This window comes from Planctomycetaceae bacterium (assembly GCA_041398785.1).
Lineage (GTDB): Bacteria > Planctomycetota > Planctomycetia > Planctomycetales > Planctomycetaceae > JAWKUA01.
Genome location: JAWKUA010000016.1, coordinates 38,898 through 58,147, shown reverse-complemented (window position 1 = coordinate 58,147; position 19,250 = coordinate 38,898). Strand labels below are relative to the sequence as shown.

Genomic DNA, 19,250 nt, shown 5'->3' with positions numbered 1-19,250 from the left:
TCGATCGATCGACGCGATTCTGACATCTTCCCGCGGCGCCGCCTGACCGGCTGCGGGGTCTGTGCATTCAACACCAATCCGGCGAGCGATTTGCGTGAATCTCCGCACCCGGTACACTGCCCGTCACTTGAGTTCCCCCGGACACTGCGGTTCCGGGAATTAGCGGTGCAGACTTCCACACTTTGCCGGACGCAAGTCCGGGATTCTGGCCGCGTCCGGGTCAATCAGAATGAGCGTTCAGCCACTGGTTCAATACGCGTCCCGCACGGACGTCGGAATGCGCAGAGCCGCGAACCAGGACGCACTTTCCGTCCGCCTCAGTACGGGCTTCGACGAATGGGCGACCTGCGGTCATCTGTTTGTCGTCGCCGACGGAATGGGTGGTCATTCAGTTGGCGACCTGGCAAGCCGCATCACGATTGAGACGCTGCCGCACGCTTATTTTAAGATGGACACCGACGTCCTGCCGGAACGCCTGCGAGGCGCCATTCACTCGGCCAACCGTGCGATCAACACAAAGGCCCGCGAAAACCCCGAGTTCGCCGACATGGGCACGACCTGCAGCGTGCTGACACTGACGCCGCAGGGAGCCTACGTGGGACAGGTGGGAGACAGTCGCGTTTATCGCGTTCGCAACGGTCTGATTGAGCAACTGACGTTCGATCACAGCCTGCAGTGGGAAATGATACGTCAGGGCCGGGCGACCATGGAAAACGTGGATTTGCTGCATCCCCGCAATGTGATTACCCGATGTCTGGGCCCCGACGAAAACGTCACCGTGGACGTGGAAGGGCCATTCAGCATTCAAAAGGGAGACGCGTTTCTCCTGTGTTCCGATGGCCTGACCGGGCACGTGACTGACAGCGAAATCGGTGCCATCGTCGGGAACCTTCCGCCGGCCGAATCGTCACGTCTGCTGATCGATCTGGCCAACTGCCGGGGCGGTTCCGACAACACCACCGTCGTGATTACTCATGTGCAGGACTATCCGAAGATCGACGGTCCGGTCGTGGACCCCGAACCCGCGACGCCGCTCACCCGACCGACGGCGGTGATCGAGCCGGCCTCGGAGCCGAAGCCGAAGCGATCGCTGATGAGTTTGCTGTCACTGCTGGTGTTCGTGGTCCTGTCTTCGTTCGGGCTGATGTTTCTGCTGACCGACCAGCGCCGCGGCCTGGGACTGGTGATGATTTCAGCAGCACTGATTCTGGGCTTTGTCCGACTGATTGTTGCCGGCACCCGGCGTCAGGCAGACGATGACACCGACTTCTCACTGTCCGAGTCACAGCGGACGACTCTGGCCGAAAGTCAGATTCCCGAAGAAAAGTCCCCCTATCGTCGCGCGACGGCGGAGCTGTCCCTGGAGTTGCTGGAGATCCTGTCGGAAACGCAAAGCGATCTGACTCAGGCCTGCTACGACAACGGCTGGACCGTGGATCTGGATGAACTCAGCGTTCTGAATCGCCAGGCTCTGGCCGCGCTGCAGCAGAATCAGAAGGGGCGCTGCCTGCAACTGCGCGCGAAAGCCATCGATCTGCTGATGCGCGAACTGTACGCTCAGACCCGCGGTCACCGGCCGTCCGCACGCGATTAGCGCCGTGGCCAACATGTTTCGATGTGTGGCACAGCCAGTGCCACACAGCTCAGCCATGCAGTGGTGACACAGCACTGCCGCGAGCGGCAATTCACAGACTGCTGACGGAGGTCCATGGACCGGCGGAATCTGCCGACATCCGGTCTGTTAAGGAATTTCGACGGTCACTAAACTGCGACTCCATTCCGGCCGCAGGTACCCCAGTCCGCGGAGTCATCCCTGACTGCGGCCGCGCCGACACGGAGGTCCGCGTGTTCTTTCTTCGCAGCATTCGACGACGGCTGGTGACAGGCTTCACCATTGCGCTGACGCTGATGCTGGTGATGGCCGCCGCCGGCATTGTCGGGCTTGTCTGGCATCAGGACGCCGTCGCGGAGCTGGAGGAACTGCTGCTCCGCCAGCCTGACCGCGATCGTCTGATGGCAGTCGTCGCGGGAATTCCGGACACGCTGAATCTGAACGCTCAGTTGAATCTGAAGAATCCGGATGCTCTCCAGAAACTGCGACACGACTACCACGCCGGGATTGTTGCCGCGGAAGATGAGTTCCAGGAATTTCGGCGGAAACTGGAAAGTATCGATCAGACGCCGGAGATGTTTCGACAGCAGGGCCTGATCTATTCACGGCTGCTGCTGGTCGAACGAGATCTGGTGCAACTGCGTCAGCTTCAGCAGGCACTGCAGCCCGGACCCGATCCGGCCGATGTCGCACCGAACGCTGGTTCGCCGAACGCTGGTTCGCCAGGCGCCCGTCCATCGAACGCTGTCGCCGCGGACACGGTTGCCGAGACATTCGGGGCCGTCATCATCGAAGCGTCGCGGCTGAATTCCGAAATTCGCAGAACGCTCAGCACGCTGCCGGCGTTTCATGATTCCAGCCAGGTGCTTTCGTCGCTGGGACGTGAACGCCGACGATCGGAACGCCTGCTGAAGCTGATTCTGATTCTCACGCCCATCGCGGTCGCGCTTTATGGCATCACGATTCTGTTTGGATTTCGCTGGATTTCTCAGCCGCTGCGGACGATCGCCAGGGGAGCGTCGCGGATCGGTCACGGAGATATCGGCTATCGGATCCCTTCGGTTTCTCGGTGGAATGATGAGTTCGCCAACCTGACGGAAAACGTCAATCGCATGGCGGACCGGTTTCAGCAGTCCGAAGAATCGCTGCAGGCCAAGGTCGAAGAACGCAGCCGGCAACTGATTCGTTCGGAGCGACTGGCGGGGATCGGGTTCCTGGCCGCCGGTGTCGCCCATGAAATCAATAACCCGCTGTCGGCAATCACGATGGCGGCAGAGTCTCTGCAGAACCGCCTGTATGACGTCGTCGATCCCGGCCACCCGGACGAAAAGGAAATGTTCGACAGGCTGTCCATGATTCAGCGGGAGTCGCGTCGCTGCGGAGAAATCACCGCACGGATTCTGAACTTCTCCCGCGGTGAAAACGCTGAAAAGGCGATGGACGATCTGACGCGAATTGTCGGCGAAGTGCTGGCCATCATCCGACCGATGGACCGCTACCGCGATCGCACGATCACGTTTGAACGCGTCGAGCCGCTGATGGTGGAAATCAACGGTTCGCAGATCAAACAGGTCGTGCTGAATCTTGTCGCCAACGCGCTTCAGGCAACACAGCCGGGCGGACACGTGGAAATCCGGCTTCTCGAACAGATCGACTGGGTCATTGTCGAAGTCCAGGACGACGGTTCCGGAATGTCGACGGACACCATTCGAAACCTGTTCGAACCATTCTACACGACTAAGGAAACCGGTCAGGGAACCGGCCTGGGTCTCAGCATCACGCATCGGATTGTCGAAGACCACGATGGCACGATCGATCCGATCAGCGCGGGAGCGGGACAGGGCAGCCTGTTCCGTGTTCGTCTGCCGAAGCGCCAGTCGCAGCAGAACGCTGCGTGAGTCGCCGGCGATGACGGATCACCGGGGCCGGTTCCGATTCGAACGATTGCACGAAACGCGCCGGATCTGCGCCGGCAGCAGAGTCCCGCTTCCTGCCGTGATCGGAAATCGGCGGACCAAAGCCGCAATGCTCACCAGCCGCTTCGCAAATCCTGCTGGCATCATGATTCCAGGCTGTTCTATACTCTCAGGCTCGCTGATCGCCCTCGCTGTAACGCCGGCCGGAGTTGTTTGAATGTCAGGTACCGCACAGTATTTCGTGTTTGCCTCACTGGCGATCGTTGCCCTGATCGCCGTGCTCTGCATCCTCGACATGATCTTCAGCTTCCCGTTCGGCGGCCAGATGGTGCTCGACATCGTGTTTCTGATCGCCGGTGCGATGACGGCCTACATGGCGATGGACTGCCTTCGCAAGAAATAACTGCGAAACACCGAGCGCGTCCGGTCCCGAGAACCGTTGAATCCGGAATTGTCCGCTCCTTGTCGCGAATGCCGCGACCTCTTTTCCCGCGCGTCATAAAGCCGCTGAACCACGGGAAGCTAGTCTGAACCTGAGGACACTGTTCTGCGTTCAGCCCTGCACTCAGTCGCCGTCGTCATTTGTCTGCTTCTGCGGTCTGCGGGACGGCGCGTTGCTTCCCCTGCCCTGGCTCGCGGCTCTCATGGAAACCAGCAATGTTGGCAATCGATCTGCCGTCCCGAATGCGCGGATCGATGCCGCGTCAGGCGACCGATCCGCTGCGTTCGACGGCACAGCCACTTCAGACTTTCGCTGCGTCACCATCGTCGCGGCGCTAGCAACGCTGGCACTGCTACTGCTTCGGGCGACAACAACGGGGCTGCTGTGCGACGAGCTGCTGTTCGTCCACGCCGTTGATCTGGGACCGGTGGACGGGCTGTTTGCTCCCGGATCATCGCACCCGCCGCTGCTGAGACTGCTGGTCGGCAGCTTCGCCGATTCTGCTTCGCCCGACTGGGTACTGCGATTGCCCTGCCTGCTTTTCTCCGTCGGAAGTGTGCTGATCTGGAGTCGCGTCCTGGTGCGTCTGTGCCCGGACCTTGTTTGCCGCGGCCTGCTGCTGGCTGCGATGGCTCTGAACCCCGCGATGCTGGAACTGGGTTTTCAGTGCCTGCCGTACGCGCCGCTGACGTTCTTTGCCAGCCTTCATTGTCTGGCGTGGATGCGGTTCATTGAAAACGACACATTGAGGAACCGGCTGCTGCTGGCGGGGTCCGGCGTTGCTTTACCCTGGGTGCATTTCTTCGGTATTCATGTGTTGCTGGTGGACCAGATCGTCTGGCTGGCGCTGTTGCGACATCGTCGGACAACGATAGCCGCCTGGCTGAAGCTGAACTTTGCGATCGCTGCCCTGACCGTGCCGGTCGTTCCCGTCGCGCTGTTTTACGCAAAGCTGGAAGGTGCCTATTCCATCGTTCGCATCGACGATTTCCGCGGCTACTTCGTGTCGGCGTCGGCGGCAATCTTTTCCGATCTGACGTTTCCGGGCATTGGAAGTTCCTGGCCGCTGTATCTGCCGTTGTATGCGTTCGTCGCAGCGTATGCTGTTCGAATGTGGCGGTCGGGCAGGGAACTTCGCGTTGCCGGCCATTCAGTTGCCGAACGTGCGATGCTGTTCGGCACAGTGGCGATTGCGATCCTGCTGGCCGGGTTTCCGTTCGCGCAGCTGCATTCGGTGCTGTCGCAGAAGGCGTTCTGGCCTCGGTATGCCATCGCGGGAGCGTGGCTGCACCTGCCCGTCATCGTCCTGCTGCTTTCGACATTCGCCGGCCGGCTGCCGGCACGGGGCGTCGCGACTTTCGCGACGTTGGCGGCCGCCGCGAACGTGTTGTCGTCGCAGCCGCTTCCCGGTACCGACTACGCGGAAATCAGTGCGACGATCCGTGATCGCTGGAACGACAACGACGCGTTCGTCGCTCAGCGGATCGATATGTGGGACGACGGCAATGAATTCGACCGGCTGTGGTTCCGTCGGTATGTCGGACGGGAAGGCCGGGTTATCAGCGGTCCGCCGCTGCGCCGTCACGACCTGTACGAGTCGGGACTGCCGCTGCAAAACATCGACGCATCCGTCAGTCGGATCTGGGTGTACTCGCACCTGTTCAGACGCGACTGGCTGCTGTCGATGCGGGTTCGCGGCTGGGAATTGCGGGAAGTCATCAGCTTCGGTGGTCCGTTTCCTCTGGCACTTTTCGTGCGCCAGCCGGACGTCGCCGAAGACAGCCGCCGAAGCCTGGCCGAGCGACGTCCGACTCGCGGGTCGTGACGATCAGGCCGGTTATGGCAGACTGTTGCGATTTCGGCACGTCGCCGGCAGAGTTTCAGTTTGCCGCTTCCACATCCGCGACCTAGCGTTGCCCGGTTCTCTGCGCATGTCTTGGCGCGGAACTTCCTACATGTCGCGGACCTGCCGACCGGCCGCGTTTGCGACGTGGCACGCCTGACGAATGACAGGAAGCGGATGCATGTCAAAGATCGCAATAGTGACGGGATCGGCGGGACTGATCGGAGCCGAGTCGGTTCGCTTTCTGAGTTCGAAGGGATACCGCGTAGTCGGCATCGACAATGACATGCGCCGTGAATTCTTCGGCGACGACGCTTCCACGCGCTGGAGCCGCGAGCAACTGCAGGAAACTGTGCCGGGATACTGCCACGAATCGCTGGATATCCGGCATCATGCACGCGTCGAACCACTGTTTGCGGAACTCGGTTCGGACATCGACATCGTCGTTCACACTGCCGCGCAACCATCGCACGACTGGGCCGCGACGGCTCCGTTTGTAGACTTCTCCGTCAATGCCAACGGCACGCTGGTGCTGCTGGAACTGGTTCGCAAGTACTGTCCCAAAGCTTCGTTTATCTTCACGTCGACCAACAAGGTCTACGGCGACAACCCGAATCGGCTGCCGCTGGTCGAACAGGAAACTCGATTCGAACTGCACCCGTCACATCCGTTTGCTCAGCACGGGATTGACGAGAGCATGTCCGTCGATCAGACGCGGCATTCACTGTTCGGTGTCTCGAAACTGGCGGCCGACGCGCTGGTTCAGGAATACGGTCGCTACTTCGGCATCAACACCGTCTGTTTTCGCGGCGGCTGTCTGACCGGACCCGGACATTCCGGAACCCGGCTGCACGGCTTTCTGTCCTACCTTGTCAAATGCTGCATCACCGGCGAGCCGTACACCGTTTACGGCTACCGAGCCAAACAGGTCCGCGACAACATTCATTCGCTGGATCTGGTGCGGATGTTCTGGGAATACCACCGGAACCCGAAGCCAGGCGCCGTGTACAACGCCGGCGGAGGCCGGTTCAGCAACTGTTCGATGACGGAAGCCATCGCGATCTGCGAACGCCTGGTCGGGCGATCGATGAACGTCAGCTATTCCGAAACGCCGCGAATCGGAGATCACATCTGGTACATCTCCGACACACGCCGGTTCCAGGCGGATTATCCGAACTGGAAGCAGCAGTACGGTATCGAAGACATCCTGACGGAAATCTGCGACGCAGCAGAACGGCACAGTCGCGAACCTGCGGTGGCTGCCGCGATCTGACGGGGAGAAACCTGCCATGCAGTTTCGCAACATACTGGTCACCGGCGGTGCCGGGTTCGTCGGCAGCAGTCTGGCGCTGAATCTGCGGCGTGATTTCCCCGACGTCCGTGTCGCCGTGCTGGACAATCTCAAACGCCGCGGCAGTGAGTTCAACCTGCCTCGACTGCGATCCGCCGGTGTCGAATTCTTCCACGGAGACACTCGCTCCGCCGACGATATCGATGCCGTCGGCTCCTTTGACCTGCTGATCGACTGTGCGGCGGAACCTTCCGTGCAGGCGGGGCTGACCGGGTCACCGCGCGGCGTCTTCGATGTCAACCTGAACGGAACCATCAACTGCCTGGAAGCCGCGCGCAGAAACGACGCGGCCTTCCTGTTTCTCAGCACCAGCCGCGTGTATCCGATGTCCGCGATCAACGCGATTCCGTTCGAACAAACAACGACGCGTTTTCGCTGGACAGTCAGCGATACGGGCCGAGGTGTTTCGTCTGCCGGGATCAGCGAAGAATTTCCTCTGACCGGAGCCCGGTCATATTACGGCGCCAGCAAACTGGCCAGCGAACTGATTGCCCAGGAATACGCGGCCGCGGCCGGAATGCGCGTGCTGATCAATCGCTGCGGTGTACTGACCGGGCCGTGGCAGATGGGAAAGGTCGACCAGGGCGTCGTCGCACTGTGGGTGCTGCGACACCATTTCGGTCAGCCGCTGAAGTACATCGGCTACGAAGGGACTGGCCTGCAGGTCCGCGATCTGCTGCACGTCGACGATCTGTACCGACTGCTGATCGCTCAGTGCAGCGACCTGCGGTGCTGGGACGGAACGGTCTTCAATGTCGGCGGCGGTGAACGTGTTTCCGTCTCGCTGCGGGAACTCACGGATCTGTGCCGAAACGTTACGGAGCGACGTGTCGACGTCGCTGCTCAGCCGGAAACCAGCAGTGTCGACCTGCGGATCTTTCTGACCGATTCGCGGCGTGTTCAGGAAGCGTTCGACTGGCAGCCGGAACTGGCGCCCGAACAGATCGTTTCCGACATCCATCTCTGGATCCGTGACAACGAGACTCAACTTCGGTCGCTGGTCCTGTGAGTTCCGGTCGGGGAGTTGCCGTGTTGTGCGCCCCGGAAATTTCCGTTGAAAGTCGTCTGCGATGAAGCTCTCAGTCGTCATTCCCGCCTACAACGAAGAACAGAACATCGGCCGCTGTCTGGACGAACTGCGTGCGGTCGTCTGTGAACAGAACGGGATCTGCAGCGAGTTTGTCGTCGTCAATGACAACAGCACGGACGGCACGGAAGCGGTTGTTCGCTCGCGAATGGAAGGTGACGAAAATGTTCGCGTGATCAACCGCGATCAGCCGGGAGGCTTCGGTCGAGCCGTGCGGACCGGACTGGAAGCCGTGACCGGCGAAGTCGTCGTGATCTGCATGGCTGACCTGTCCGACGACCCGCGCGATGTCGTTGCCTACTATCGCAAGATTCAGGAAGGTTATGACTGCGTCTTCGGATCACGCTTCATTCGAGGCAGCGTGGTGGAGAACTATCCGCGCGTTAAACTTTTCGTCAACCGCATCGTCAACCACGCCGTCAGAATTCTGTTTCGGACGAAGTTCAACGATCTGACGAATGCCTTCAAGGCGTATCGAACGTCCGTCATCCGGGAATGCGGCCCGTTCTGGTCCAGTCATTTCAACATCACACTGGAACTGTCTCTGAGCGCCCTGATCCGACGCTACAACATCGCGGAAATACCGATTCGGTGGTACGGCCGGACGTGGGGAGCCTCCAACCTGCGGCTGCGGGAAATGGGACGCCGCTACCTGTGTACGGTGCTGACTCTGTTCTTTCAGCGGATGCTGATCAATGATGACCTGATGGTGGAACGCCTGTCCCGCGGCCACGCTGAACGACGCGCGGAACATCGGAATATCCAGGCTCTGGAACAGCGAATTCGTCGGCTGGAAGAAGGTGTGTTGAAACTTGTGCATGACTCCGGCCGGGTGAATGAATCCGGTGTGGTTTCTGCCACCGGCGAAGGATCGCAGAGCCCGAATAATCGGAATGACCGGAACTCTCTAGCGCGCAATTGCGGTGCGATTCCCGTCGTGGCGGAACGCTGACGGACCTGCCAAAACCACTGCCGTGCGTCGTGCCGGTCACATACGTGTCACGACATGAATAAGCGGCCAATCGATACGCTCGACACCTTCGCGACAGGTGTTTTGCCGTGAGAAATCGATACCGGGTCTGTTCGACACAGCAGGGAGAACCCGTGACGGCCGGAAAGTCACGCGCAGGTTGCCTGACACGTCGAAAAATGGCGGTTTCAGGGGCTTCCGATGGCAGTCGGGTCGACGTCAGTTCGTGCATCCTTCGCAATCGGAACGCGCCGGGCGGAAAAGTGCGATTGCAATTGCCGGACAAACCGCTTGACAAATTCAAGCGCTTGATTTTGGGCGACGATAGTTCGAACAGCCCTCGAACTTGCAACCGCGAAGCTGCTATGTGACGGCAGTGGACGGACTCTACAGGTCAACGACAAACGCAGTCGACTGTTTGTGCCTGGTTGCCGGTTCGCAATTTTCTGAGTGACAACGACCCCGTTCGGTCAGTCAAGTCCCGCAGCAGGTCGAGGGAGGCCTTCCACACGAAGGCAGCGACATTGTGAACCCGGCAAGGTGGCAGGCAAAAGGTCAGGGAATGATTCCCAGGAAAGGAGACACCTCACAATGAAATGGATCAGAATGTTCAGTGCAGCGGTCGCACTGTGCGGATTGACGGCGTCCGTCGACGCCGGCATGTTCGGCCATGGCGGCTGCAAGAGCTGCGGCTGTGCTGAAGATTGTCAGCCAGCCTGCTGCAAACCAACGATTGCTCGTCCGTGTTGCAAGAATGTCTACACGTACCAGCGCAAGTGCTCCAACATCAAGCCACCGTGCTGCGATAGCTGCTGTGCTCCGGCAAGCTGCTGTGCTCCCGCCGGCTGCGGCAACGGCTGTGGCAGCGAATGCGGAAACGCATGCGGTAATGGATGTGGAAACGGCTGCGGCAACGCCTGCGATCCAGGCTGCTGTGCTCCGGCTGGCTGCGGCAACGGTTGTGGAACCGGCTGTGGCAACGCCTGTGACCCAGGCTGCTGTGCTCCGGTTGGCTGCGGCAATGGTTGTGGAAACGGCTGCGGCAACGCCTGCGACCCAGGCTGCTGTGCTCCGGCTGGCTGTGGAAATGGCTGTGGCAACGGTTGCGGCAACGCCTGTGACCCAGGTTGCTGTGCTCCGGCAGGCTGCGGAAATGCTTGTGGCAACGGCTGCGGCAACGGCTGTGATCCGAGCTGCTGTGCTCCCGCTGGCTGTGGAAACGGCTGTGGCAGTGGCTGCGGCGACGGATGCGGCGAATGCTGCAACGACAACTGCTGCGAAATTGCCAAGCTGATCTATCAGTCGATGACTGCCTGCTACGCCAAGGATCGTTACCGAGCCATCCACAAGCTGGGTGATCGTTACGATTGCTGCTGCCACCCGGAAGTCATGAACGCTCTCGTCTACGGTTTGAATGACTCAGACGAACGCGTTCGCCGGAAGGCTGCTGACGAAATCGGCGACCAGGTGCGTCGTAATCGCTGCTGCTGCGGTCCCTGTGTGATTTCTGCCCTGACCTGTGCTCTTGGTGACTGCGATCGCCGAGTCCGTCGTCAGGCAGAAGAAGCACTGGAACGATGCGGCTACGAAATCGTAGATGGCTGCTGTGGTTGCGGAGACGGATGCGGAAACGGCTGCTGCCAGACGGCATGTGATCCGGCCTGCAGTGCTCCGTGCAACAGCTGTGCTCCCGCCGCTCCGGCAATGGCCGCTCCGGTTCAGCACGCTGCTCCTGCACAGCCGACTCCGGCTGGAGAAGCAGTTCCCGCTCCGGCACCACCGGAAGAACCACAGGCTTACTTCCCGTCACGTCTGCACAAGACCAACGCCTCCAAAGGCAGGGTCCGCAGCACTCTGGCAGGACTGTTCGGCCTGGCTCGATAAGCTCGACTTGATTGCGGGATCGATCTGACACCAGTTCATCCCCAACCCGTTGTGACTCAGAAACGCAGACGGCCTTCAGGCGGAAACGCTCGAAGGCCGTTTTGCATTTGTTCGGCGATCATGGACGTGTCAAGCTGTGGAATCCGCCGTGTTCCCGTCACTCGCCGCCTTCTTATTCGGCGCGAACGTCAGCACGAATTCCCGTCCGGCGGTCTGGTCTGTCGCGCCGGGCATCGTTGATGCCGCGATTTACCTGCCGGGACTTTCCACCGTCAGGTTCCGGCTGTAGATCGTCGTTCCGTGAGCGACGTACAGCGTCGAATGATCTGTGCCGGCCAGCATGCAGGTGACCAGCGGCTGGTCCTTGTCGACTTTGGGCAGGACTCCGCAGGGCCGGCCGGTGGGGTCGAAGATTTGGATGCCGACGTCACTGGTGACGTAGTAGCGGCCGGCTTTGTCGACCGCCATGCCGTCGCCTCTGGCCACCGGAACATACGGCGGAGGCTCGTTGAATTGAAAGTCGCCGTCCTGATCGATCGGCAGCCTCATGGGCATTGTTGGCATTTTGGCGTCCAGCACTCCGCCGGGGTTGACTCGGAAGGTCCACGTGTAAGTGCCGCCGTAGTCAGAGACAGCCAGTGTTCCTCCGTCGTTCGACAAGGCAATACCGTTGGGTCTCGTGATGCCGGTGTCGACCGGTGTGACTTCGCCGTTCTCGGGATTGATGCGCACCACCTGAGACGTTCCTGTCTGAGTGAACAGGATGAAACCGTCTTTCGTGACCGCCAGGTCGTTGGGCTGGACGTCTTCCGCGACGGTCTTCACTTCGCCGTTTGACGGGTCGATGCTGATGACTCGTTTCTTTGATCCCTGACACGCATACAGCAGTGAGCCATCGGGATTGAATTCCAGGCCGCTGACGCTTTCCCGGCAGACTTCCGTGCGAGAACCATCTGCCGCATTGATGCGTACAACGGCCGGGGCTTTCATGTCGCAGAAGTAAAGGTTGCCGTCCCTGTCGGCACACAAGGCGTCCGCGAAACCCACGTTATCAGCAGCGACTTGCCAGCCTTCACCGGGAATCAGCAGGTTCAGCAGCGTGAGGTCTCCGCCGAGATCGCCGGTCGTATCAATGACAGGAGTGTGAGTTTCCTTTCGCCACAGCCACTTCATGGCATCGGGGAACTTTGATCCGCCGAAATCGGCGTTGTGAGCATACCCTTCGGCCTGATCGAAGCGGACGTCGTAGCCCATGTACTGCAGAGCCGACGCCATCCTCTGATTGGCCCACCACCAACTGCCGAACGCGTTGTCGACGTCACCGCTGGTGTCCGCCATGTAGACGCGAATCGGTTTCGGTTCCGTCTTGCGAACCAGCGCGGGATAGACATTGCCGCCTCGAAGATTCGTGAAGCTGCCGACGCTGCTGTAGACCTTTCGGAAAAAATCTGTGCGTTCCCACGCCGCGGTGAACGCGCAGATAGCGCCGCTGCTGGAACCGCCGATCGCATGCATCTCCGGATCATTCGAGATGTTGTACTTCGTTCGAACTTCCGGAATCACTTCGTCCAGCAGGAATCGCACGTAGCGGTCGCCCAGGCTGTCGTATTCGAAGCCGCGATTCGAATGTCTTCCGTTCCGACGCGGCCGGGATTTGTCGTGGCCGGGATTCAGGAAAACGGCAATCGTGGTCGGCATGTCTCCGCGAGCGATCAGGTTGTCGAACACGATCGGAACCCGCCAGCGCCCGTTTTCGTTCATCATCCCGGTGCCGTCCTGAAACACCATCAGCGCGGCCGGTTCGTCCGGCTTGTATTGAGCAGGAACGTAAATGGCCCAGTCGCGAGTCGTGTTTTCGAAGATCTGCGATTCGAACGGTTCCTGCTTTTCGACCGTGCCTTTGGGGACACTGTCCTGCGGAACAGCGTCCGCATGAGGCTGCCATTCCGGTTTCGTCTCCACGATCGGCATGTTGTCAGACGGTGCGTTGTCGTCCCACAGCCACCGCAAAGCGTTCGGAAGTTTTTCACCCGCCCACTTGCCGCTGTGACCGCCATCGGTCATCACCAGCTTGTACGTGTAGCCCGCGAACTGCAGCGCCTGAGCCAGGTCCTTGTTGCCGAGCGGCCAGTTGCCGTGCAGGTTGCTCAGGTCGTCCTTCCCTTCCTGCAGATACACCCGAATCGCTTTCGGGTTGTCCTTCGTCTTGCGGACCAGACCCGGATACGCCCAGCCGCCGCGAATATTGGTGAAGCTTCCGATGTGGCTCATCACTCTGCCAAACTGATCCGGCCGTTCCCAGGCGACGGTGAACGCACAAATTCCGCTGGACGAAATGCCCACGACAGCTCGATCGGCCGGGTCGCCGGACACGTTCAGGTCCTTCAGCGCGACGGGAAGGAATTCGTCAATCAGAAACTTCGAGTACCTGTCCCCCAGCGAGTCGTACTCAAACGACCGATTGCTGCGGTCGGAAGCGCCGTCCATTGTGGCGACAATCGTGCCGGGGTTGACGAACACGGCGATTGTTACCGGCATCGCCTTCTGATGAATCAGGTTGTCCAGCACGACGGGAGCTCGAAACGCTCCGTTCGGATTTGCATAGCCGCTGCCGTCCATGAACACCATCAGGCGAGCCGGCTCATCGGCGTTGTATTGAGCGGGCACGTAGACGCTGTAGTCCCGCCGAGTCCCAGGAAACACTTCGCTGGTTTCGAAGACGCCCGACGTCAGTGTTCCCTGCGGAACATCAGGTTGCACCGTTCTGTCGGGATTCTCCTGAGCGCTGACAGAAGCAAGAAATACCAGGGCACTGACACAGACACGGAAGGCAATCATCATGAGTTCATCCCGGCAGGAAGAAGCGGTTCGGAATTGCAGGCGATAACACTCTGGTCGAAATCATGGCCGCTTTTCTGTGCTCTCACAAGTCGCCGCCGTGACTGGAGTATGATCCGGAACCTCATAAGGGAACCTGAAGCGACCGCGGTGTCCTGCCCTGGTTCGCGATTTTGAAATGTCCCCGGCAAAATCACTCACGCCCGTTCATTACCAGGCGTAAGACGCAACAGGATGAACTACGATTCCCGCCGAATGAATCGCAACGGCGATGGATCAACCGCCGCGAATGTGTTCCCACGTGTCAGTGTTCCCACGTGTCAGGGTTCCCGTGTCTTGAAGTGTGTGTCGTGCTGAGATGACACTGTGCTTGCTGAAAATCCAATGAGAAGGTGCCGCTGTTGAGTCTTCGCCGGTCTGAGTTTGCTCTGCAGTTGGCGGGATTGCTGTGGATCGCAGGGTTCCTCTGGTACTTCTTCAACGTGCCGCTGCCGAACGTGTCTCCCGCCGACATCGGTCTGACGGAGAATCATGAATCCGGCGCGGACGGAGTCAGCAGGTTCGCCATCTGGCGGCAGTTTTATCCGGGCTGGCACAGTCTTCCGAACCCGCTGGACTTCGACACAGCGCAGACACAGAACGTGGATTCCGGCTGGAAGTATCTGCCGCAGAGAATTCCGTACGGATTGACGGCGGCGATTCTGTTCGCGTCCGCGTGGCTGATCGGCAGCGTTGTTACCCGGCGGCTGACATCACCATCGTCGGTAACTCATGCCGAGCGATTTGTCATTCAGGCCGGTGTGGGACTGTCCGCCCTGTCGCTGTGGGTTCTGATGATCGGCCGACTGGCGATGTTGTCGCGTTCGGCCGTACTGCTTCCGGGAGTGGTCGCGGTCGTGGCGGCGGTAGTCGCGGGAATTCGTTCGAAGCAGCGTCGGGCTGAGGTTGTCGCGGATTCACCTCGTGAGTCTGCTGGTCGCGGTCCGGTCGTTCTGGCAGCGTTTGCTCTGGCGCCGTTTGTGTTGATGCTGATACTGGGAGCGATGACTCCGCCGTGGGACTTCGATGTCCGCGAGTACCACATGCAGGGACCGAAGGAGTGGTTTCGGAACGGCCGCATCACGTTCCTGGAACACAACGTCTATACCAGTTTTCCGTTTCTGAGTGAGATGCTGAGTCTCGCGGCAATGGTTCTGGACAACGACTGGCGATCCGGCGCGATCAGCGGCAAGCTGCTGCTTTCGTCGTTTCAACTGCTGACGACGGTCTGCGTGTTCGCAACCGCACGTCGCTGGTTCGGACGCAGCGCTGGCCTGATTGCCGCGGTCGTCTACCTGACGACTCCCTGGACGTTCCGAATTTCCATCATCGCGTACGCCGAAGGCGCATTGACGTTCTATCTGGCCGCCGCGGTCATGACCGCTCTGCTGGCCGCACGATCGACTGCATCAAATCAAGACCGACTCTGGCTGGTGACTGGTCTGCTGGCGGGAAGCGCGATGGCGGCGAAGTACCCGGGAGCACTTTCCGTCGTCGCGCCCGTTGGTCTGTTCCTGCTGTTCACGACGGCGCGGCGTCGCCTGCTGATTGCACCAGGTGACTCACCGGACACGGTCCAGGCACCGTCGCCGACCGGCGCGCGCCCGATGATTCGCAGAGCAGTTCTGTTCGCATCGGCCGTGCTGATCACAGTTGGCCCGTGGCTTGTGAAGAACACTATCGACACCGGGAACCCCGTGTACCCGCTGCTCTACAGCGTCTTCGGCGGAACCGACTGGAGTGAGGAACTGAATCTTCGATGGAAAGCCGGACACAGTCCCGCCGATCACAATGTTCATCAGATTCCGCAGTATCTCGCCGACGTGGCCGCTCGCAGCGACTGGACGAACGGTCTGCTGTTCGCGCTGGCCGTTCCTTCGTTTCTGATGTGGCGGCGATTTCCCGCAGTCGCCTGGCTGTGGCTGATGGTATTGTGGATGTTGTCAACGTGGTGGGCGTTCACTCACCGGATCGATCGATTCTGGATCCCCGTCATTCCCGTGATGTCGGTTCTCGCAGGCGCGTGCTGGCAACTGTTCAGCGACCGACCATTCCGAATCGTGATACTTGCCGCGGTCGCCGCATGCTGCGTCTTCAATCTCGGGTTCTGGAAGATCCCGCGGCTGGCCGGATTTCAGGCCGGACTGATGGACCTGACCGCTCCGGTCTCTCCCACCATCCGATCAGATTTTTCGCAGATGAACCGCATCATCCCAGCCGGCGCTACCGCGCTGATGGTCGGCGAAGCGGAAGTTTTTGATGCGCAGTTCGACACGATCTACAACACGGTTTTCGATGAGAACATCTTCGAACGCTGGACGGAAGCTCCGGACGACATTGCGACGCCCGCCCGCAATCGTCGCATGGTCCCGCCACCGACGGTCTCGGCCGTGCTTAAAGAACATTCCGTGTCGTTTGTTGTCGTTAACTGGTCCGAGATTCTGCGGTATCGGCAACCGGGCTCGTACGGTTTCACCGACTACGTACAGCCGCGTCGATTCAACGAACTCGTCGCCGGCGGAGTCCTGGAAGTACCGGCGACCCTGACTCATGGAGACTGGAACCGCCTGTCAGACGCCGATCGCGGCGAAATCCTGTCGTGGGACGATGGTCGGTCGCTGGTCCACGACGGAAGCTGGACAGCAATCGAGATCTACCGAGTCGCTGACGACACAAAGACCTCCGCCCAACGCCCTCATCGGTCTCCGTGAATCCGCCGACTGATCGACGAACGTTCGACACGACGCAGCAATCGTCGCGACAACCGCGTCGCCCGGACACTGGGTTCCCGCCTGCGCGGGAATGACGGAGCGCGAGGCGCGGGAATGACGCGTAGGATGCGCGGACGAAGCTGGGTGCCCGCCTTCTCGAGAATGACGGGGTATTGAGTGCGGGAATGACGGGGTGCTGATTGGTCGATGCACGAGCCTGCTGTTACGGAGCCGACGTCAGGCTCTGTTCGCCGGATCGGGGACGGGAGTTTGTGGTGACGAATGCAGTCGGCGTTCGGCGACGCTGTAGGAATCGCGGCTGCTGCTGGTGTAGGCGACGATCAGTTCCGCCAGCATTCCGAGCGACATCGCCTGGCCGCCCAGCAGCACGGCGGCGATGGAGTATGCCAGCAACGGTCGGCCTCCGATCGGATGTGGTTCCAGCAGCCCAAAAACATTCATCAGCAACCACAGTGCGGAAAGGTACAGCAGTCCTGCCGCGCCGACGCCGAAGAAGAAGATCCCGACAGCTCCCAGCGCGTGTTGCGGTCGTCGTCCGAAGCTGATCAGGAATGTCACGGTCAGCAGATCCAGCAGGCCCCGCAGGAATCGTCGCGCGCCGTACTTGGAATGTCCGTGTTGCCGAGAACGATGATGGACGGGAATCTCCGTCACTCTGAATCCCCTGGCAAATGCAAGCACGGGGATAAACCGGTGTAGTTCGCCATAGATCTGAATTTCCGAAGCGACCTCAGACCGGAACATTTTCAGTCCGCAGTTATGGTCGTGCAGCGAAAGTCCGGTCATGCGGCTGACCATCCAGTTAAACACACGGCTCGGGTAGACCTTGTGCCAGGGGTCGAGTCTCTGTTTTTTCCAGCCGTTGACGACGTCGAAACCGGCGTCGATGCGCTTCAGCATTTCCGGGATTTCTGACGGATCGTCCTGCAGGTCGGCGTCGATCATCAGCAGCAGATCGCCGGAAGCGGCCTGCATTCCGGCGGTCAGTGCGGCGGCCTTGCCGAAGTTTCGTCGCAGTCGAATGCCGGAAATTCGGTCGTCGTCGGCGATCAGACGGCAGATGGCGGGCCACGATTCATCGGTGGACCCGTCGTCGACAAAGATCACTTCGAAGCTATCGACGGCCGTGTTTGCCGTTGTCTGAATTTCCCGCCAAAGCTGGCGCAGGCTGTCCTGTTCGTTGAGCACAGGCACGATGATGGAAAGCATGCGGCATTCCCCGGATTGACGGCGACGGACCGACCGGTCGCATCAGACTTTTGTGGCCGGACGTTTTTCGGCTGGCGGCGGTCCCTTCCTCGCGGGAGCCTCACCGCGTTCGCGCAGGGCTTCGGCGGAAATCAGGTGGACCAGTTCCTGTCCCAGGCGGTCCATTTCCATAACCAGCGCATCAATGCGGCCGGACAGATACATGTAGGCCGTCAGGGCGGGTATCGCAATGAACAAGCCGACGGCGGTTGTCAGTAGTGCCATGGCGATTCCTGATGCCAGTTCCTGAGCCTGACCCATGGCGTTGCTGGCTGCGATGTCATTGAATGCCTGGATCATCCCGATCACGGTCCCCAGCAGACCGATCAGCGGAGTCAGCGTGGCGACACCGTTCAGGACTCGCAGCCGCTTCTTGAGCTGGCTGATCTGTCGTTCTCCGCCGTCGATGACGGCCTGTTCGATTTCAACGCTGGGCTTGCCCCACTTGCGGACTCCGTGAAGAAACACTTCCGCCATCGGACTGCCGTTCTGCTGGCAAACGGTGATGGCGTTCGGCTTGTCCATTCGTCCGGAACGCAGGTGCATCAGAAATCGGTCAACGAACGCTCGCGGGATCACGCGCCGCCGTCGAAGCAGAACCAGCCTCTCAATCGCTGACCAGAGCGCTACAACGGAGGCGATCCCGAACACCAGAGCGAACGGGATTCCGATGGCCCTGACAATTTCCTGCGGAGAACTGGGAATCGCCGAGGAACTCTGGACGCCGGTTGTCGGTTCGTCCGCGTTGGTCGATGGTTCCGCAACACCCGGCGCGTCGGCTTCGGAATTCTGCCAGGCAACGGCAAGCGCGGGCCAGGCTGTCGAGGCTAACGCAACGCCCAGCCAGACCAGGACGGATGATGCGACGGACGAACGCTGGATTCGGAGATTCATCATAGATGGATGGCGACCAACGGTGGACGGGAAGAACGGGCTCGCGAGATTGTAACAGTAACCAATGTGCGATTTAGCGCGATTCGTTGCCAATCAGCCACCGATTCAAAAAGCCGATCCGCACATGTGCAGCGGAAGTCCCGTCAGCGACACGTCTGCGGGCCTGCTTAGCAGCGGCTGCCCTTGTTCCCGGATGCCGGAGTCGCAGGACATGACCACTATGCATTTGTTCGCATTTGCTGCGGCAATCCGGGGCGGGCAGGCGTACACTGCATAGGTATGGACCTGTCAAATAGGCCGTGCGTGTCCCCGTTTTTGCGTCGTTTCCAGTTCGCGATTCGGAAGTTCCTTGCTGTTACCGAATGGGGTGGGTATCAAGATCGCAATCGGCGAT

At 60.2% G+C, this 19,250-nt stretch carries 13 protein-coding genes; 10 read left to right on the top strand and 3 right to left on the bottom strand.

Features of this window, described 5'->3' with window-relative positions:
* Positions 1 to 229: 229 nt before the first annotated feature.
* The 9 genes from R3C19_18160 (at position 230) to R3C19_18120 (ending at position 11,105) form a co-directional block, all read left to right on the top strand.
* Positions 230 to 1,594, top strand: a complete 1,365-nt coding sequence (locus R3C19_18160; protein MEZ6062269.1) for a protein phosphatase 2C domain-containing protein — start codon at positions 230 to 232, stop codon at positions 1,592 to 1,594.
* 251 nt (positions 1,595 to 1,845) lie between these two features.
* A complete protein-coding gene (locus R3C19_18155; GenBank protein MEZ6062268.1) occupies positions 1,846 to 3,510 on the top strand; it encodes a HAMP domain-containing sensor histidine kinase in 1,665 nt (554 codons plus the stop codon).
* A gap of 235 nt (positions 3,511 to 3,745) precedes the next feature.
* A complete protein-coding gene (locus tag R3C19_18150) occupies positions 3,746 to 3,931 on the top strand; it encodes a hypothetical protein (GenBank protein MEZ6062267.1) in 186 nt (61 codons plus the stop codon).
* Between the two features lie 241 nt (positions 3,932 to 4,172).
* Entirely contained in the window at positions 4,173 to 5,795 is a 1,623-nt protein-coding gene (locus tag R3C19_18145; GenBank protein MEZ6062266.1) for a hypothetical protein, read from the top strand.
* Positions 5,796 to 5,994: 199 nt separating this feature from the next.
* A complete protein-coding gene (locus R3C19_18140; GenBank protein MEZ6062265.1) occupies positions 5,995 to 7,086 on the top strand; it encodes an NAD-dependent epimerase/dehydratase family protein in 1,092 nt (363 codons plus the stop codon).
* 16 nt (positions 7,087 to 7,102) lie between these two features.
* A complete protein-coding gene (locus R3C19_18135) occupies positions 7,103 to 8,173 on the top strand; it encodes an NAD-dependent epimerase/dehydratase family protein (GenBank protein ID MEZ6062264.1) in 1,071 nt (356 codons plus the stop codon).
* Positions 8,174 to 8,234: 61 nt separating this feature from the next.
* The gene (locus tag R3C19_18130) at positions 8,235 to 9,203 is read left to right on the top strand and encodes a glycosyltransferase family 2 protein (protein ID MEZ6062263.1); all 969 of its coding nucleotides are present in this window, start codon (positions 8,235 to 8,237) and stop codon (positions 9,201 to 9,203) included.
* A gap of 907 nt (positions 9,204 to 10,110) precedes the next feature.
* The gene (locus tag R3C19_18125; protein ID MEZ6062262.1) at positions 10,111 to 10,515 is read left to right on the top strand and encodes a hypothetical protein; all 405 of its coding nucleotides are present in this window, start codon (positions 10,111 to 10,113) and stop codon (positions 10,513 to 10,515) included.
* Positions 10,516 to 10,526: 11 nt separating this feature from the next.
* On the top strand, positions 10,527 to 11,105 hold the full coding sequence (locus R3C19_18120) for a HEAT repeat domain-containing protein (GenBank protein ID MEZ6062261.1): 579 nt from the start codon (positions 10,527 to 10,529) through the stop codon (positions 11,103 to 11,105).
* A gap of 249 nt (positions 11,106 to 11,354) precedes the next feature.
* Here the strand turns inward: R3C19_18120 and R3C19_18115 are convergent, their stop codons facing one another.
* Positions 11,355 to 13,946: an alpha/beta hydrolase-fold protein gene (locus R3C19_18115; protein MEZ6062260.1), complete on the bottom strand. Its 2,592-nt coding sequence runs from the start codon at positions 13,944 to 13,946 to the stop codon at positions 11,355 to 11,357.
* Positions 13,947 to 14,344: 398 nt separating this feature from the next.
* Between R3C19_18115 and R3C19_18110 the strand changes: the two genes are divergently transcribed.
* A complete protein-coding gene (locus R3C19_18110; GenBank protein ID MEZ6062259.1) occupies positions 14,345 to 16,693 on the top strand; it encodes a glycosyltransferase family 39 protein in 2,349 nt (782 codons plus the stop codon).
* Between the two features lie 237 nt (positions 16,694 to 16,930).
* On the opposite strand, the gene R3C19_18105 is transcribed toward R3C19_18110, so the two are convergent.
* Complete coding sequence (locus tag R3C19_18105; GenBank protein MEZ6062258.1) at positions 16,931 to 17,923, bottom strand: glycosyltransferase family 2 protein; 993 nt, start codon at positions 17,921 to 17,923, stop codon at positions 16,931 to 16,933.
* A gap of 42 nt (positions 17,924 to 17,965) precedes the next feature.
* Positions 17,966 to 18,859 (bottom strand): MotA/TolQ/ExbB proton channel family protein, encoded by an 894-nt coding sequence (locus tag R3C19_18100; protein ID MEZ6062257.1) that lies wholly within the window; start codon positions 18,857 to 18,859, stop codon positions 17,966 to 17,968.
* Positions 18,860 to 19,250 lie beyond the last annotated feature (391 nt).

Bases quoted from the DNA above. Each gene is read 5' to 3' on its own strand.
- R3C19_18150 (MEZ6062267.1), top strand. From the start codon at position 3,746: ATGTCAGGTACCGCACAGTATTTCGTGTTTGCCTCACTGGCGATCGTT.
- R3C19_18105 (MEZ6062258.1), bottom strand. From the start codon at position 17,923: ATGCTTTCCATCATCGTGCCTGTGCTCAACGAACAGGACAGCCTGCGC.
- R3C19_18135 (MEZ6062264.1), top strand. From the start codon at position 7,103: ATGCAGTTTCGCAACATACTGGTCACCGGCGGTGCCGGGTTCGTCGGC.
- R3C19_18160 (MEZ6062269.1), top strand. From the start codon at position 230: ATGAGCGTTCAGCCACTGGTTCAATACGCGTCCCGCACGGACGTCGGA.
- R3C19_18140 (MEZ6062265.1), top strand. From the start codon at position 5,995: ATGTCAAAGATCGCAATAGTGACGGGATCGGCGGGACTGATCGGAGCC.
- R3C19_18120 (MEZ6062261.1), top strand. From the start codon at position 10,527: ATGACTGCCTGCTACGCCAAGGATCGTTACCGAGCCATCCACAAGCTG.
- R3C19_18145 (MEZ6062266.1), top strand. From the start codon at position 4,173: ATGGAAACCAGCAATGTTGGCAATCGATCTGCCGTCCCGAATGCGCGG.
- R3C19_18130 (MEZ6062263.1), top strand. From the start codon at position 8,235: ATGAAGCTCTCAGTCGTCATTCCCGCCTACAACGAAGAACAGAACATC.
- R3C19_18125 (MEZ6062262.1), top strand. From the start codon at position 10,111: ATGGATGTGGAAACGGCTGCGGCAACGCCTGCGATCCAGGCTGCTGTG.
- R3C19_18100 (MEZ6062257.1), bottom strand. From the start codon at position 18,859: ATGATGAATCTCCGAATCCAGCGTTCGTCCGTCGCATCATCCGTCCTG.
- R3C19_18115 (MEZ6062260.1), bottom strand. From the start codon at position 13,946: ATGATGATTGCCTTCCGTGTCTGTGTCAGTGCCCTGGTATTTCTTGCT.